Source organism: Bacillus sp. FJAT-53060 (assembly GCF_037104745.1).
In the GTDB taxonomy this organism is placed as follows: Bacteria; Bacillota; Bacilli; order Bacillales; family Bacillaceae; genus Bacillus; species Bacillus stratosphericus_B.
Genome location: NZ_JBAWSW010000004.1, coordinates 34,633 through 50,586, shown reverse-complemented (window position 1 = coordinate 50,586; position 15,954 = coordinate 34,633). Strand labels below are relative to the sequence as shown.

At 41.5% G+C, this 15,954-nt stretch carries 14 protein-coding genes, 1 tRNA gene and 3 pseudogenes; 14 read left to right on the top strand and 4 right to left on the bottom strand.

Annotation, left to right across the window (positions count from 1 at the left end; translation table 11 throughout):
• Positions 1–10: 10 nt before the first annotated feature.
• Both WAX46_RS03245 and WAX46_RS03240 read left to right on the top strand, forming a co-directional pair.
• A complete protein-coding gene (locus WAX46_RS03245) occupies positions 11–268 on the top strand; it encodes an HPr family phosphocarrier protein (RefSeq protein ID WP_336493347.1) in 258 nt (85 codons plus the stop codon).
• 272 nt (positions 269–540) lie between these two features.
• Positions 541–693: pseudogene (locus tag WAX46_RS03240) on the top strand (hypothetical protein); the annotation flags it as partial.
• On the opposite strand, the pseudogene WAX46_RS03235 reads toward WAX46_RS03240, so the two are convergent.
• Positions 688–1,029 (bottom strand): annotated as a pseudogene (locus WAX46_RS03235) (MazG nucleotide pyrophosphohydrolase domain-containing protein). The pseudogenes WAX46_RS03240 and WAX46_RS03235 sit on opposite strands and share 6 nt — an antisense overlap.
• 134 nt (positions 1,030–1,163) lie before the next feature.
• On the opposite strand from WAX46_RS03235, the gene WAX46_RS03230 reads away from it, so the two are divergent.
• Positions 1,164–1,742 (top strand): TIGR00730 family Rossman fold protein, encoded by a 579-nt coding sequence (locus tag WAX46_RS03230; RefSeq protein ID WP_336493346.1) that lies wholly within the window; start codon positions 1,164–1,166, stop codon positions 1,740–1,742.
• 56 nt (positions 1,743–1,798) lie between these two features.
• Here WAX46_RS03230 and clpP read toward each other — a convergent pair whose 3' ends face one another.
• Positions 1,799–2,395, bottom strand: coding sequence for an ATP-dependent Clp endopeptidase proteolytic subunit ClpP (clpP, locus tag WAX46_RS03225; RefSeq protein WP_336493345.1), 597 nt, complete (start codon positions 2,393–2,395; stop codon positions 1,799–1,801).
• Between the two features lie 252 nt (positions 2,396–2,647).
• Between clpP and WAX46_RS03220 the strand changes: the two genes are divergently transcribed.
• Positions 2,648–2,723: transfer RNA gene (locus WAX46_RS03220), tRNA-Arg, on the top strand.
• Between the two features lie 748 nt (positions 2,724–3,471).
• Positions 3,472–5,031 (top strand): ribosomal protection-like ABC-F family protein, encoded by a 1,560-nt coding sequence (abc-f, locus tag WAX46_RS03215; protein ID WP_336493360.1) that lies wholly within the window; start codon positions 3,472–3,474, stop codon positions 5,029–5,031.
• A gap of 15 nt (positions 5,032–5,046) precedes the next feature.
• Here the strand turns inward: abc-f and WAX46_RS03210 are convergent, their stop codons facing one another.
• Positions 5,047–6,456, bottom strand: a complete 1,410-nt coding sequence (locus WAX46_RS03210; RefSeq protein ID WP_312887857.1) for a polysaccharide deacetylase family protein — start codon at positions 6,454–6,456, stop codon at positions 5,047–5,049.
• A gap of 316 nt (positions 6,457–6,772) precedes the next feature.
• On the opposite strand from WAX46_RS03210, the pseudogene WAX46_RS15720 reads away from it, so the two are divergent.
• Positions 6,773–7,126 (top strand): annotated as a pseudogene (locus WAX46_RS15720) (iron-hydroxamate ABC transporter substrate-binding protein); the annotation flags it as partial.
• Positions 7,127–7,268: 142 nt separating this feature from the next.
• On the top strand, positions 7,269–7,493 hold the full coding sequence (locus WAX46_RS03205) for a phage holin (protein WP_226567212.1): 225 nt from the start codon (positions 7,269–7,271) through the stop codon (positions 7,491–7,493).
• Between the two features lie 91 nt (positions 7,494–7,584).
• Here the strand turns inward: WAX46_RS03205 and slrR are convergent, their stop codons facing one another.
• A complete protein-coding gene (gene slrR / locus WAX46_RS03200) occupies positions 7,585–8,052 on the bottom strand; it encodes an HTH-type transcriptional regulator SlrR (protein ID WP_226567211.1) in 468 nt (155 codons plus the stop codon).
• A gap of 256 nt (positions 8,053–8,308) precedes the next feature.
• On the opposite strand from slrR, the gene WAX46_RS03195 reads away from it, so the two are divergent.
• The 7 genes from WAX46_RS03195 (at position 8,309) to WAX46_RS03165 (ending at position 15,940) form a co-directional block, all read left to right on the top strand.
• A complete protein-coding gene (locus WAX46_RS03195; RefSeq protein ID WP_226567210.1) occupies positions 8,309–9,040 on the top strand; it encodes a YveK family protein in 732 nt (243 codons plus the stop codon).
• Positions 9,030–9,713, top strand: coding sequence for a CpsD/CapB family tyrosine-protein kinase (locus WAX46_RS03190; RefSeq protein ID WP_336493344.1), 684 nt, complete (start codon positions 9,030–9,032; stop codon positions 9,711–9,713). Before WAX46_RS03195 ends, WAX46_RS03190 begins: the two co-directional genes overlap by 11 nt.
• A 164-nt stretch (positions 9,714–9,877) precedes the next feature.
• Positions 9,878–11,752, top strand: a complete 1,875-nt coding sequence (locus WAX46_RS03185; protein ID WP_336493343.1) for a polysaccharide biosynthesis protein — start codon at positions 9,878–9,880, stop codon at positions 11,750–11,752.
• Positions 11,718–12,866 (top strand): glycosyltransferase family 4 protein, encoded by a 1,149-nt coding sequence (locus WAX46_RS03180; RefSeq protein ID WP_226567207.1) that lies wholly within the window; start codon positions 11,718–11,720, stop codon positions 12,864–12,866. The genes WAX46_RS03185 and WAX46_RS03180 overlap by 35 nt, the downstream gene beginning before the upstream one ends.
• Positions 12,859–13,698, top strand: a complete 840-nt coding sequence (locus WAX46_RS03175) for a glycosyltransferase family 2 protein (RefSeq protein ID WP_226567206.1) — start codon at positions 12,859–12,861, stop codon at positions 13,696–13,698. The genes WAX46_RS03180 and WAX46_RS03175 overlap by 8 nt, the downstream gene beginning before the upstream one ends.
• Entirely contained in the window at positions 13,691–14,821 is a 1,131-nt protein-coding gene (locus WAX46_RS03170; protein ID WP_226567205.1) for a glycosyltransferase family 1 protein, read from the top strand. The genes WAX46_RS03175 and WAX46_RS03170 overlap by 8 nt, the downstream gene beginning before the upstream one ends.
• A gap of 15 nt (positions 14,822–14,836) precedes the next feature.
• Positions 14,837–15,940 carry an EpsG family protein gene (locus WAX46_RS03165; protein ID WP_336493342.1) on the top strand — a complete coding sequence of 368 codons (1,104 nt, stop codon included), beginning with the start codon at positions 14,837–14,839 and terminating at the stop codon, positions 15,938–15,940.
• Positions 15,941–15,954 lie beyond the last annotated feature (14 nt).

The window sequence follows — 15,954 nt, the reverse complement described above, 5'->3', positions numbered from 1 at the left end:
GGCAGATGATATGGTGGAAAAAACGGTCACAATTCAGTTGAAAACAGGTTTGCAGGCACGACCGGCTGCTTTGTTCGTTCAAGAAGCCAATCGCTTTGGTGCGGATATTTTTTTAGAGAAAGATGGGAAAAAGGTCAATGCGAAGAGTATTATGGGGCTTATGAGTCTTGCGATCAGCTCTGGGGTCACCGTCACACTGCTAGCAGATGGCGCGGATGAACAGGAAGCCATGGATGCGTTAACAGATTTTATCAATCAAGAAAACTGAGTCTCTTCAAGGGCTCAGTTTTTTAGGAGAGAATGTTGATTCTTCAATCAGCCTTTTTACAGAAGATCGGCTTTGATCAATTGCCCGCTTTATTAAGAAAAATGGCGCAGGGGGAATATTAGCTCTTATTGTTCCTAATAGCTATTTGAATGATGACTTTTTCACTGCAATGATAAAAGAAGCGAATGAGTCATTTAATTTTCTTTGTCAGTTTACGCTCCAGATGGGTATTCATTTAGAATTACCGATAAAGAGACTGGTAGTAACTTTTTATCTCCAATCGTTTAAAGCATCATAATGGAAAACTCATGATTGTTGGGCTTCAATCACATCGAAAGCTTTTGCATCGTACGGGTCTTTTTCATCACATCGGAAAGCAGCATTTCTTTGAACGAACCGATGATATTTCGCCACAGCACCTATAAGCTTTTTGCCTGCTCTTTCTCACCAGAAAAACGCTGTGTAAGTTTCTGTTGATGAGAGGAAAAGACCTCTTCTAATGACACATCATAGAGATCAGCTAAAACGAGTAAATTCCCTAACACATCTCCCATCTCTTCAATGAGTTCCTTTTTTCACTGAGATGCCTCTTGTATTTGCTCATCAGGCCGATCGCGCCCAATTTCTACTGCTCTGACGGCACGAGCGAGTTCTCCCGTTTCTTCCATGAGGAAGCCTAATCGGATAAACGGCCCGTATTCTGTCCATTTTCTCATTTCGTAAAAATCCTTGATCCACTTTTCCATCTCAGTTATTTGCATATTTCGTACAGCTCCTTATATGGTGTTCATCTATTAATTCTACACTATATATAGACAAAGTGGCTGTTTTTTTACAATCATCTATAGTAGAATGAGTGGGTGAAAAAATCATAGAGAGAGATGGAGCTGTTTTGATGAAAACGATTTGTGTGTTTGCTGGTTCAAATCCAGGTGTGAATGACATATACAAACAAAAGGCTGTCGAGCTGGGCGCTTATATGGCAGAGCAGGGAATCCGTCTTGTATACGGCGGCTCACGAATTGGATTAATGGGAGTCATTGCGGATGAGGTATTGAAAAATGGCGGGCATGTGATCGGCGTCATGCCAAAAGGGCTTTTTAGAGGAGAGGTTGTTCATCAAGAGCTATCAGAATTAATAGAAGTAAAAGGGATGCATGAACGAAAAGCGAAAATGAGCAAGCTGGCCGATGGATTTATTGCCATGCCAGGTGGTTTTGGTACATATGAAGAATTATTTGAGGTGCTTTGCTGGTCACAAATCGGAATTCACCAAAAGCCAATCGGATTGTATCAAGTGAATGACTATTTCAAGCCGCTCCTTGATATGGTGACATTCAGTGTACAGGAAGGCTTTTCAAATGAATCACACCTTCAATTATTGAATGCTTCCGGAGAGCCGGAAGCATTAATTTCACAGATGGCTTCTTATCAAACACCTTCTCTTCAGAAGAAATGGACGGAGCTGTCTTAAAGCATTTGAACAACAAAAAACCGTCTGTTCAAAGAAACAGACGGTTGGTTCTGTGACTATTTTTGGTCTTCTGTATTACGGGTCAAGACTTTGTCAATGAGTCCATATTCAAGTGCTTCTTCCGCTGTTTTGAAGTTGTCACGATCTGTATCGCGCTCAATGACTTCAATTGGTTGACCAGTACGTTCAGCAAGTACTTGGTTCAGTTTATCGCGTAAAGAAAGGATTCGTTTTGCCGCAATTTCAATTTCTGTTGCTTGACCTTGGGCACCGCCTAGTGGTTGGTGAATCATGACTTCACTGTTTGGAAGGGCATAACGCTTACCTTTTTCACCAGCAGCAAGCAGGAACGCACCCATTGATGCAGCCATACCAATACAAATAGTTGATACCTTTGGTTTAATAAATTGCATCGTATCGTAAATGGCCATACCAGCTGTGATAGAACCGCCAGGGCTGTTAATGTAGATAGAAATATCTTTTTCTGGATCTTCGGCTTCTAAGAAAAGAAGCTGTGACACGATGGAGTTGGCAACATTGTCATCAATCGCAGAACCAAGCATGATGATACGGTCTTTTAAAAGACGAGAATAAATGTCGTAAGCTCTTTCCCCACGATTTGTTTGTTCAATGACTGTAGGTATTAAATTCATAATGTTCCTCCTTCACCTTTTAGGTAGTATGTAATTCAATGATACATTTTTGGTCAATAAAGGTCAAACAAAATGCTGACCTAAAATCAAATACCCTTATCCATTTTTCCCAAAATCATTCCACTTAAAACCATCATATGAGTATATGTATCTGAAAGAAGAAAATACATCATCACGACTGATGATTAATCATTGCTTTTTTGCAACATTTCCCTTATAATTTGTTATGCTGACGTTCAAAAAACATATCGTGCGCTCGTAGCTCAGTTGGATAGAGCGGTGGTTTCCGGTACCACGTCTGCCGGGGGTTCGAATCCCTCCGAGCGCGTCCTAACGTTTAACGCCCGTTATATCAACGTTTTCCAACGGTCCGTTAATGCCACGATCAGGGAAGAAAAGGACATTCGTTTTTATCCGATTTCGTGTCTTTGCGGACAACCTAGACCGATTCTCTACGAAGCTTTGCGGAATAATTTCCGGGAGGCTTTTTATTATGGCGATCACAAGAAGACGGAAAGGGAATAGGCGCAACGGAAGTAGCGATCGGATTCGTTCATCATTCACGACAATACAAGACGCATTAGATGCGGTTATAACCGTAATGACTGCGCAGAACTTTAGAGAAAGAACCATCAGAGACTACACTTGAACTACGATGCCAATTACGTTGGTACCGAAGATCTTTTTTATACCTATATTACAATAATGATTAAACTCATGTCTTTTCAGGCTTGACAAAAAATAACCAATCTTTTATCGTATACGTAACAAACGATGGAAGGGTGACCCAATGCAATGAAGTACTAATCCTATGACCTGTAAGCAAAATGAAAGAACGAAGGCAGTAAGAAACGACATGTGTTGCCATGTTTGCTGCGTTTTCATTTTTTAGCTTCGGAATAGGATGGTACAGCTTGGGAATCAAGGAATGAGGTGATTGATACGGGGAATTTGTGTTCATTTGATGAAAGGCATGTCATTCTGTATCAATACGCTTATTTTTGTACACCAATTTGCCTCCTATTCTGAGAATGGGAGGCTTTTTCATGTCTCCTGATATGAAAGGGGAGGATGGGATGTTAATGAAAGCCAATCAGTTAAAGGTGTTTCGAAAGGATCGGGTGTTATTTGATATAGAGGAGATTGCCATCCATCAAGGCGATCGCATTGGACTTGTGGGGACAAATGGCAGTGGAAAAACCACTTTATTGCATGTGCTGGCTCGTCAAGAAAAACCTGACAGTGGAACTTTTGCTGCCACAACGACCTGTACGCTGCTTCCTCAGCTGAAAAAAGCAGATGGCAGAAAGAGTGGTGGAGAGATAACCCAGACATATATTGAAAGAGCTCTAAGTCGTCCGTCTGCCCTTTTATTAGCAGATGAACCGACGACACATTTAGATACAGAGCACATTGAATGGCTAGAACGAAAGTTACGCGATTACCAAGGTGCCCTCATTGTCGTTTCACATGATCGCACTTTTTTAGATGCGGTATGTACAGACATTTGGGAGCTAGATGATGGGATGCTCAAACAATACAAAGGCAACTACACGCATTTTGCACAGCAAAAAGAACTGGCGCATCGTCAGCAAGTGGAAGCGTACGAGGCTTATACACAAAAGAAAAAACAGTTAGAGAATGCGCTGAAAAAGAAAATGAAAAAAGCCGACAAAGCCACAAAGCCATCCCAAAAACTGAAATCCTCAGGACCTAGAATTGCGAAACCTTACTACGCAAACAAGCAAAAAAAGCTTCAAAAAACAGCCAAATCCATTGAAACAAGAATGGAGAAATTAGAAAAGGTCGAGAAAGTAAAGGACATACAGCCCATTCAAATGACTCAGAATACGATGAAGGAAGTGGCAAGCCGGACCATCTTACGGGTCCATAATGTAGATGGAATAGTTGGTGATCAAATTCTTTGGAAGCAGGCGAATGTTGAAGTGAGTGGCGGAGACAAAGTTGCCATCATCGGGAAGAATGGGAGCGGCAAAACGACATTTCTCCAAATGCTTGTGAACGGACATCCCGATATCTCTCGTTCAGAAGCTGTCAAGATAGGCTATTTCAGTCAGGATCTTTTAGGACTGAAGCTAGATGAATCGATCTTACACAATGCGCTTGAACAGGCTATTCAAGATGAGACGGTGATTCGAACGGTTTTAGCGAGACTTGGATTTAGAGGAGATGATGTGTATAAACCAGTTGGTGTGTTAAGCGGGGGAGAACGGGTAAAGACTTTGCTTGCGAAACTACTCGTCAGTGATGCTAATGTCCTGATGCTTGATGAACCGACGAACTTTTTAGATCTTGCGGCAGTAGAAGCGCTTGAAGGACTTTTAAAAGATTACCCAGGTACCGTTGTGTTTGTCTCCCATGATCGGAGGCTCATTAAGCAAGTCGCCACTCGTATTCTGCATGTTCACGAAGGAACCATTGAACGGTTTGATGGCACATATGAAGAGTATAACCAAAAGGAAAAAAAGCAAGCTGTGACAAAGAGGGAAGAGGAGATTTTGTTAATTGATATGCAGTTGTCTGAAGTGATCAGCCGCTTAAGTATAGAGCCATCTCAGGAGCTGGAAGAGACATTTCAAGCATTATTGAAAAAAAAGAAGTCGTTAGAGGCATAAAAGAAGCCCCTGTGTTTAATGCACAGGGGTTGGTTCGTTTCGTTCTTTTTTCAATTGTTCAAGTTCACTGACTGTGACAAGCTGGTAGCCTTGTTTGGTGAGCTCATGTATGATCTTCACTGCTGCTCGAGCTGAGCTGTCATAGATATCGTGCATTAATACCGTTCTGCCATCTGCTGCATGTGAGAGAACAAGGCTTGTGATCTGCTCGCTGTTACGAATTTTCCAATCCTCAGGATCAATATCCCATAAAGAAACGTTCATCCCAACCGCTTGATTGATTTCTTGATTTGTTCCTCCATATGGCGGTCTAAATTGCGAAGGTGTATAACCGCTGGCTTTCTCAATCAGCTGCTGCGTATCCTTTACCTGTTTCACCGCTTGCTTAAGAGGAAGTCTTGTTAATAAAGGATGGTTGTATGTATGATTTCCGATCTCATTCCCGCCTTTTAAAATATCGGCAAGCATCCAGGGATAATATTGCACCCTGCTGCCTAATACGAAAAAGGTGGCATGGCCTTTATTTTGCTTAAGCGCATCTAAAATTTTTGAGGTTGTCTCTGGATTCGGGCCGTCATCAAATGTGAGTGCAATGGATTTTTTGTTCGGATCTAGCTCTGATTTTTGCGGCAGATCGACGGCTTTTCTTTTTGGTTTTGGTTCTTTGATTTCATTCTGATTTTTTGTCTTATTCATATATTCTGGCTTCAGTATGTCTTTCAGCAACGTCTTTTTGATCGCCAGCGTTTGCGGGCCAAGATCCTCTGCGGCCACCTGAGATGCTGGGAAATAAAACTCTACATAATTCTCTTTCAAGGCAAATTGACTGAAGTTTTGAGTAGTAGGGGCTGTTCCTTTCTGAAGGAGAGATTGATCCTTAGATAAGGTTTTATCCTTTTGAAGCTCTGTGTATGTAATATAGGATAATTGCTTTAAATAATTCGTTTTTGGCTGAAATAAATCTTCTGTGTCCAGAAAGGCTTTTTTCTGAAAATCATAATTGATCGTTACACTATGGGTGGTCCCTTTTTGCTGACCTGTATAGGTATAGGTCGTAAAGTGAATGGCAGCGGATTGTTTAGCATAATGCACCATGTCATAATCAATATTCAGTTCAAAGCGCTTGTTTTGATCAATATCCTTTGCTTCACTGAATGTCTTTTTGAAATGCTCTAATGCTGAATTTACATAGCTTTGGATCTTGTCATCTAGCTTTTTTTGATGAAAAAGAGGATAGTTGACTGCATATCTCATAAATTTCCCGTCATTTACGAGGGTGACAATTTCGACGTTTTTATAATTTGTATCCTGCTTCACATTTTTCTTCTTTGTACCGCTTGCTTGCTGATTTTGAAAGAAAGCAACTGCTCCAATGACGATAGCAAGCGCAAATAGCATCATACTCCATTTTCCCTTTACTGACACAACTTTCATTTCTCCTCTCATATGACGGGTCATTATTTATCCGTTTGACATCTCTTTGTAATATCTTTATAACATTTGACTTGCTTTTGTAATTTTAGGTGATTTTCATAGGGGATGTCAACTATTTTCCAAACTATCATCAATAATGATAGGTCGTTTTTTCCAAAAAAGCAGGAGAAAAGAAACATCGCCTCTAGTATCCTCAGCCTTACATTATTTTTCAGGGGCTGACAGCTATCATTTTGATATTATATTCTCATTTTCAAATTGACTTTTAATGAAGTAAAGAATGAAACCAATTTTGCAGGATAAGCGAACACCTCAACCAAAACGTGTAATTTGTATGAAGCGCCCGATGAGTCCTATTTTATACGAGGATATAGGACTGACACCTGCAGATGGTGTAAAAAAGCTGGATAGCAAAAGGCCTTTTGAAGTAATTTCTCAGAGGTGCTTCCTGAATTTGATGCAGATGCTATTTTTGTCGTCGTCAACCTGATGATAAAGCGCAGCGGTATTCAAACAGTTAGAACAGACACCAATCTGGAAAGGACTAAAGCCGTGAAGAAAAACCAAGTAATCCGATTGTAGATCAGCCATAGCTCGATTACTCACAGCACTAGGCAATAAAATGGCAATGGATGTAGCAAAAAAATGTTTTCAAAAATAAAAACACACGATCAAGGCATCATTTCTGACATAGGAATGATGTCTCTTTTTTTAATTCTTTCTTCTATTCATTCGCTTATTGCATACATATGAGAGGGAACGAGCAGTACAGTTCTGCGTGAAGGGAAAGGGAGGGTCTACAGTTGAAAGTTCAAAAAATTAGTGCAGGTACGATCACAAGGCTTGTGTTGCTTTTATTGGCGCTTGTTAACAGTGCTCTAACCGCTGCCGGGAAAAGCCCAATTCCCATTGATAAAGAAGGCGTTCAGCAATTCATTACATTAGCCTTTCTTGGGATTACATCGCTATGGGCCTATTGGAAAAACAATGATATTACGAAAAAAGCACGAACAAAAAAAGAAGAATAAGAGAAAACAGAGCCTTTTGATGATAAAAGGCTCTATTTCATCGAGGCGTCATCTGACGCCTCTCCCCGCAAATTGGTCCTTCCTGAAAGGCTTACGCCCGCTGTTCTCCCATATTGGTAAGAAACGCTTTTACTTCCTCAATGGTTAAGCCAATAGCCTTCGCTTCACTCATGAGATGCTTCCACTCTGACAGATTTGAATCAGTCAGCTTTCTATGGGTGACATGTAGTGTCTTTTCTTCCTGCTCCTTTTTAAAGGTTTGAAGTAGCTGATACAGCTCTTCTTTTGGCATGCCACATTGGACGGCATTAACTACATGTTCCCGCCATTCCTGTTCACCCTCAGAGTAATGAAATATCATCGTCTCTGCATCAAACAGCTCTTGTAAATCAATTTCTAGTGAAGAGGTTACCTTTTTTAAAAACTGGACAGATGGATTTCGGTGGACACCACGCTCAATTTTACTCAAATAGGACTTAGAGACATGGGCCTCTTCAGCCAGTTGATGAATCGAGTATCCTTTCCTCTTTCGGTAAATACGTATCACCTTTCCTATCATTCGATATATGATCTCCCTTCTCCCTGAAGAATAGTTCTGCGACCTTTTCGTTCATTATAAAAAATAAATTGTTCTTTATAAAATTCAAAAACATAAGAAACAGGAAGTAAACAAAAGAAAACGAACGATTTCGTTCTTTAAAAAGAACTACAAGACCTATTATGACATTTTTCTTTGCGGGTATTATCTTTTATAATCCAATCATTAACAAAAAGAAACCATATATAACCTTTTAATGATGAAATGGGGAGGATCTATGAATGAGAATATAGGTTTTAAGCAGCTGTTTTCTGTCGTTAAAGAGAAAATGGCCCTTCTGATCCTGATTGTCCTGATCGTAACGGGCATTTCAGCCTACTATCAGTTCTATGTCTCAACTCCTGTATATCAGGCAACCACTCAAATTCTTGTTCATAAACGAAGCAATGACGCACAAGCGAATTTAAACGATATTCAGATGAACCTTCAATATACACGTACCTTTCAAGTCCTGTTGAAAAGTCCCATTGTCATTGAAAAAGTAAAGGAAAAGCTACATCTCACAGAATCGGCTGAAGGATTAAAACACAAAATTGCCACTAGTACAGAAAATGAGTCTGAGGTCATAAATATTACTGTACAAGATGAAGACCGTGCGAAAGCAGTCGCGATCGCTAATACGGCAACAGAGGTGCTGCAAGAAGAAATCAAAAAAACCATGAATATGGATCGTATTAACGTTTTGTCTGAAGCCAAGCTGTCAAACACGATTCTCATGAATTCAAGGAAATTCGTTCACATCGTTATGGCACTAGGCGCCTCTTTATTAGGAAGCCTTACACTCATTTTCTTAATGAATCTACTCGATGATACTGTAAAACGAACACATCAAATAAGAGAAGAGATCGGGCTGCCGTCGCTCGGCAGTGTCTATCAGATGCAAGCAGACAGGAGGGCAAAAAAAGACAAGCATTCCGTCATAACGGGAGGACAGAACATTGATCTTTAAGAGGAATAAACGAGAAAAGAGAGACTTATCCTGTATTTCTGTATTAAATCCTCACTCTGTCATTGCGGAACAATTCCGTACGATCCGAACCAACATCGAATTCACATCCATCCAAACAAGATTGAAGTCGATTTTGGTCACATCCTCCTTACCGAAGGAAGGGAAATCATTTACGGCTGCAAATCTAGCAGCTGTTTTTGCACAGCAAAAAAAGCGGGTGCTGCTCATGGGTGCTGATTTACGAAAACCGGCGGTTCATGAATACTTTGACCTGAGTCATCACACTGGTTTAACCAATGTGCTATTAAATAATTGCAGCTTGGAGGAAGCCATTTTACCTACACCGATTGAGCATTTAGAACTGCTTCCGAGCGGGACCATTCCGCCGAATCCAGCTGAGCTGCTCTCTTCTTCTGTTATGAAGCAGCTTTTTTATGATATTGAACAGCAATATGACATGGTGATTGTTGATTCCACACCGCTACTGCCTGTTGCAGATGCAAAAATACTAGCGAACCGAACAGATGGTAGCATTCTCGTTGTTTTAAGTGGCAAAACAAAAATTGCCGCCGTGAAGAAGTCAAAAGAAGTATTAGAAGGAACAACAGGCAAACTGCTTGGAGCTATGCTAAATGGAAAGAAAGAAAAAAAGGGCAGGTTGTATATGTATTAAATAGACTGATAGGTGATGTCTCCTAATCTTTAACAACGGAGGTACTCGATTCTGCTGTGGGCATATGATATGCCTTAGATGCTCGTCATCAAAGGTGGGGTGTGAGGACGGGTTTGATGCCCATTTTACGTAAGAATAGTGATGTTGAAAAAGGGGGAGGAGCGTTGACATACGCCCAAAGATTATCAATCATCGTGGCACTAGATTCATATCTCATTTTAATTGCCGTCTTTTTTGGCTTTCAATTTGTCCAAGAGGCGGCGTTAACCGTATATACATTTGAAATGCTCGTCATTTCTTCACTCAGTCTGCTCATTGGGCACCATTTATTTGCTCACATCTTTCATGTGTACAAGCAAATATGGGCATATACAGGGGTTAGAGAGTTATTTTCTTTAATGAAGACCTTTGTGTGTTCTTTTTTATTTTCGATGACGATGTTGTACCTCTTCGTACAAACATGGCCATTCCGGTTCTTGTTCATCGTTTGGCTTTTCCATGTTTTGTTCATCGGTGCATCTCGGATGGCATCTAGATTATTTCATGATGGCGCAAAGCGGTTGCAGGAAGAAAAGGAGCGGGCGTTAATCATTGGCGCTGGATCAGCAGGGACGATTATCGTTCGTCAGCTTCAGCAGTCGAGTGATGTACATATTGAGCCAGTAGCCTTCATTGATGATGACAAAACGAAGCATAAACTTGAAATCATGGGCCTGCCCGTCCTTGGGGGAAAAGAAAACATTCAAACAGCTGTCTTGATGATGGATATTCAAAAGATCATCATTGCCATTCCGTCCAAAAGCAGCCAAACATTAAAAGGGCTGTATAAGGAGTGTGTAGCGACTGGGGTCAAAACACAGATCATGCCGGAAATGGAACAGATTTTAAAAGGCACCTATGCGCTGAATCAATTACGGGATGTGCAGCCAGAGGATTTATTAGGAAGAGAGCCGATTCAATTAGATACAAGTCGTCTATCTGCTCACTTAAAGGGAAAAACGATCCTGGTGACAGGGGCAGGTGGGTCGATTGGATCAGAAATCTGTCGTCAAATTTGTGTGTTTGCCCCTCAAGCGATTGTGCTTGTGGGACATGGAGAATTTAGCATTCATTCTATTTTACTAGAGCTGAAAGAATTATATGGAGACAGCATCAGCCTCTATCCACAAATTGCGGATATTCAAGATAAACAGAAAATGAGTGAAATTGTTGGTCAATTTCAGCCAGATATCATGTATCATGCAGCGGCACATAAGCATGTCCCGTTCATGGAGATCAGTCCGAAAGAAGCGGTGAAAAACAATATCATTGGGACAAAAAATGTCGCAGAAGCCGCACATGAGCACGGAGTCGAAACATTCGTCCTCATTTCATCTGACAAAGCGGTCAACCCTGCCAATGTGATGGGAGCCACAAAGCGGTTTGCTGAAATGCTGATCATGCAAATGGGGGCAAGCAGCGAGACGAAATTTGTGGCCGTTCGATTTGGGAATGTACTCGGAAGCAGGGGAAGCGTTATTCCAATCTTTAAAAAACAAATCGAAAAAGGTGGCCCGGTGACGGTCACGCATCCAGCCATGACAAGATATTTTATGACCATCCCAGAAGCATCAAGGCTTGTTATTCAAGCAGGTGCACTGGCAGAAGGAAGACAGATTTTTGTTTTAGACATGGGGGAGCCAGTGAAAATTGTCGACCTCGCAGAAAACCTCATTCACCTCTCAGGCTACACCACAGACCAGATTCCGATTACGTTTACCGGCATTCGTCCAGGAGAGAAAATGTATGAGGAATTACTCAACCAGCATGAAAAAGCAAAGGAGCAAATTTTTCCGAAAATTCATATCGGCCATGCACTGGATGGTGATCCATATGTGCTGAACCGCTTTATCCAAGAATTTGACATGATGAGTGACGATCAATTGAGACAATCGTTATTTGCTGCGATTGAGTCTCATGATCTATTGTCTGAACAGATGAAAAGAGAGGAGGGGACGCTTGCCAATGAAGAAAAAAGTCTTGTTTTGCGCAACGGTTGATTATCATTTTAAGGCATTCCACCTTCCGTATTTTCGGTGGTTTCAGGAACAAGGGTGGGAAGTGCATACGGCCGCAAATGGTCAGCTGGAGCTGCCGCATGTAGATCAATCTCACTCTATTCCAATTCAGCGTTCCCCTTTTCATTTACAAAACCGGCTTGCTTATATGGATTTGAAAAAGCTACTGGACAAAGAGTATTACCATTTGATTCATTGTCACACACCGATGGGAAGTGTTCTTGGCAGGCTTGCAGCCAAAAGCACGCGTAAAAAAGGGACGAAGGTTCTTTACACCGCACACGGGTTTCACTTTTGGAAGGGGGCGCCGTTTCAAAACTGGTTGCTTTACTACCCGATTGAGAGATGGTTCATTCGATATACAGATGTCCTCATCACCATTAATGGAGAAGATTATAAAAGAGCGAATCGTTTGTCAAAAGAGCGGGCATCTGTCCATTATATTCCCGGCATGGGTGTAGATATGAAGCGTTTTTCACCAGTTGATGACAAAGAAAAGCAGCGCCTTCGCACAAAATATGGATTGACCTCACAAGATTTTATTGTGCTATGTGCGGGCGAATTGAACGTCAATAAAAATCAAAAGATGCTTATCAAAGCATGTGCACAGCTTTATAGGAAAATACCGAATGTGAAGATCGTGTTTGCTGGGGAAGGGATAAGCCGGCCATTCTATGAAAAACTGGTACGTCAGTTGAATCTTGAGCAGCATGTTCAATTTGCTGGTTTCTGTAAACAAATTGAGGAATGGATACATCTAAGTGATGTCTGTGTGTCAACCAGCAGGAGAGAAGGGCTCGGCATGAATCTTCTTGAAGCAATGTCTGCTGAGAAACCGGTCATTGCAACTGAAAATCGAGGACACTGTGAGCTTGTCAAGCATGGGGTGAATGGCTTTTTAGTAAAACCGCAAGATATAAATGGTTTAGCTGATTATTTAAAGCAGCTCTATCATAAAAAAGACCAGAAGCATCTCATGGGAAAAGCGGGGCGTTCCATAGCTCACATATTTGCACAGGAACAAACGGTTAATGCCATGGAAAAGATTTATACAACCTATATAGATCAAGCAGAGAAGGTGATACAGCATGCGTAAGCCAAAAGTATCAATTATCATGGGCGTATACAATTGCCAAGATACAGTAGAAGAAAGCATTGAATCAATCATTCATCAAACCTATCAAAACTGGGAGCTCATCATATGTGACGATGCATCAACAGATGGCACATATGAAAAAGTGTTGCCTTATTTAAAGCATGATCCTGAAAGAATCCGCCTCCTCCGAAACGAACACAACCAAAGACTGGCTGCTAGTCTGAATCGCTGTCTAGCTGAAGCAAAGGGTGAATGGATCGCTAGACAGGATGGTGACGATCTATCGGTGTCTACACGTTTAGAAAAACAGGTTCATTTCCTCGAAACACACCCTGAATATGATGTGGTCGGTACGGCGATGACAGTTTTTGATGAGTCGGGAACGAAAGGTGTGCGGTCACTTACATCAGAACCTGATCGAAAGGTGCTGGCAAGAGGAACTCCTTTTTGTCACGGGACCATTATGATGAGGGCATCTGCTTACAAATCATTAAATGGATATCGATCTGTGAAAACAACAAGACGTATGGAAGACATTGATCTTTGGATTCGCTTTTTTAAAGCTGGGAGGAAAGGCTTTAATTTACAAGAACCCTTATACCTTGTGAGAGAGGATGAAGCGGCCTTTCAGCGCCGTAAGTTCCGATATTCCATTGATAATGCCTGGCTCGTTTTAAAAGCATGCTGGCTATTCAAATTGTCGCCGTTAGATTATCTATATGCCCTCAAGCCGGTGATTCGCGCCTGTTTGTCACCTAATTTGATGAGGCTTTATCATCACCGAAAGCTTGAAGCGTCTATGTTGAAAAGGAGGACGATTCGGGGTGAGTGAGCCAAAGCGCATGCTGCATATTGTGGGTGGGATGAACCGCGGCGGAGCAGAAACCATGATCATGAATCTCTATCGTGCACTCGACAGGAATGCCCTTCAATTTGATTTCATTACCCACCGAGAGGATACCTGCGATTACGATGAGGAAATTCGTCAGCTCGGGGGACGTATCTTTTATGTCCCGAGTATTGGGGCGTCCTCTCCTTTTGCTTTTGTGATCACATTGGCGAAGACGATAAAGCGAACGGGACCTTATCAGGCAGTGCATGCGCATACTGACTTTCAAACAGGCTTTTCCGCACTTGCTGCTAAATTGGCCGGTGTCAAGGGGCGCATTTGCCATTCACATAATACCGCTTGGAAACAGTCGCCAAGCTGGTTTGACAACTTGATACTCAAGGGGTTTCGTCAGCTGATCTTTGCCTTTTCCACACAGCTCGTTGCATGCGGTGAAGATGCCGGTGTCTTTTTATTTGGGCAGAAAAAAATGAAAAATAAACAAGTTGAGATGTTACCGAATGGGATCGATTTGGACCTTTTTTTTCAGCCGGGGCAAGACGAAAAGGTTCAGATGAAAAAACAGCTCCAACTTCATGAAAAGAAGCTGGTGATTGGTCATATCGGTCGATTTCATAAGCAAAAAAATCATGTTTTTTTCATTGAGCTTGCACAGGCTTTAAAAAAACAGGGAGTCTCATTTCAGCTTGTCCTCGTAGGAGACGGACCGCTGAGACAAGAGATTGAAACGTATGCAAAAAAAGCAGGATTGATGGAGGACATTGTCTTTACGGGCGTTGTATCGGAGGTTCCGCAATATATGAAAGCATTTGATGTTTTTGTGATGCCCTCCTTGTTTGAAGGCCTTCCGCTTGTATTAGTGGAAGCACAGGCATCTGGTTTGCCTTGTGTGATTTCAGATCATATTACAGAAGAAGTTGATCTAGGTTGCGGACTTGTGAAACGGAAGTCATTTCAGGACTCAGCACATGAATGGATGAAGACGGTACTTGAAGCCTATCATGCAGAATCCCCTCTTCAAGAGACCATTATCTCTCAGCTTGCACAAAGAGGATTTGATGTGAAACAGAACATCACACGTGTAATGGATTTATATGGGTTATAAGGAAGGGTTTAGATAATGGCGGTTTATTTGGTGAACATGATCATGGTCTATTTATGGTCGAGCTTTGCCTCATTTTATGGCAGGCGTGATGATACCATTCAAAGCGGCTGGCGGCCTAACAAGCTTCTGGTGGTTTTTCCGTTTGTTTTTCTTTGTATCGTAGCTGGTATTCGGTACAAAGTAGGAACCGATTTTGTGACCTATGGACAGATGTATGAGTTCTCCGTCCACTATGAAAAGCCTTGGCATATTTTTGGATTCGGTGTGGACAAGGCCGCAACCGATCCAGGGTTTACGTTCATCTTATGGATGCTCAATCAAATAACACATGAGCCGCAAATCATGTATATCACAGTCGGAGTCATCACCTATTTTTTTATTATCAAGACGCTAGTTCGATATGGACGGCCGTTTGAGCTCAGTATGCTTCTTTTTCTGGGTACCTTTCATTACTACGCCTCGTTTAATGGGATGCGTCAGTATATGGTCGCTGCGGTTCTATTTTATGCCATCAAGTTTGTCATCAAAGGCGAGTGGAAATTGTATTTTCCGCTTGTCCTTGTGTGTTCATTGTTTCATTCGTCTGCACTCATCATGATCCCTGTCTATTTTATCGTGAGAACAAAAGCATGGTCATGGATGATGCTTGTTTTATGCATGGCTTTCTTAGGATTAACCGCTCTTTATGATCGCTTTGTCTCAGTGTTTGTGGTGATGCTGCAAGGGAGCTCTTATGATCATTACGAGGAATGGCTCACAACGAATACGAATGGAATGAATGTAACAAAAATTGGCGTATTGATCCTGCCGCTCCTGCTTGCTTTTTTTTACCGAAAACGGCTTCGTGAGCTGACGCCGGAGAGTGATTATATTGTGAATTTTTGCTTGCTTGGATTCTTGTTTGGCATCCTTGCAACAAAGGATGTCATTTACGCTAGATTTCATATTTACTTTGGCCTGTATCAGCTCATTTTACTGCCATATTTCACACGCATTTTTGATCGGCGGTCCAATTTCTTTATGTATGTTGGAATTGCCGTTTGCTATATTTTGTACAGCATTATGCTGATGCCGTTTGATTCTTCTGTTTTACCGTATAGAACGATTTTTACAAAGTAGATTTGAAGAAAGGT

Excerpts from the sequence above, each read along its gene's own strand:
- WAX46_RS03245 (WP_336493347.1), top strand. The coding sequence starts at position 11 with ATGGTGGAAAAAACGGTCACAATTCAGTTGAAAACAGGTTTGCAGGCA.
- WAX46_RS03230 (WP_336493346.1), top strand. The coding sequence starts at position 1,164 with ATGAAAACGATTTGTGTGTTTGCTGGTTCAAATCCAGGTGTGAATGAC.
- clpP (WP_336493345.1), bottom strand. The coding sequence starts at position 2,395 with ATGAATTTAATACCTACAGTCATTGAACAAACAAATCGTGGGGAAAGA.
- abc-f (WP_336493360.1), top strand. The coding sequence starts at position 3,472 with ATGTTAATGAAAGCCAATCAGTTAAAGGTGTTTCGAAAGGATCGGGTG.
- slrR (WP_226567211.1), bottom strand. The coding sequence starts at position 8,052 with ATGATAGGAAAGGTGATACGTATTTACCGAAAGAGGAAAGGATACTCG.
- WAX46_RS03195 (WP_226567210.1), top strand. The coding sequence starts at position 8,309 with ATGAATGAGAATATAGGTTTTAAGCAGCTGTTTTCTGTCGTTAAAGAG.
- WAX46_RS03180 (WP_226567207.1), top strand. The coding sequence starts at position 11,718 with ATGAAGAAAAAAGTCTTGTTTTGCGCAACGGTTGATTATCATTTTAAG.
- WAX46_RS03175 (WP_226567206.1), top strand. The coding sequence starts at position 12,859 with ATGCGTAAGCCAAAAGTATCAATTATCATGGGCGTATACAATTGCCAA.
- WAX46_RS03165 (WP_336493342.1), top strand. The coding sequence starts at position 14,837 with ATGGCGGTTTATTTGGTGAACATGATCATGGTCTATTTATGGTCGAGC.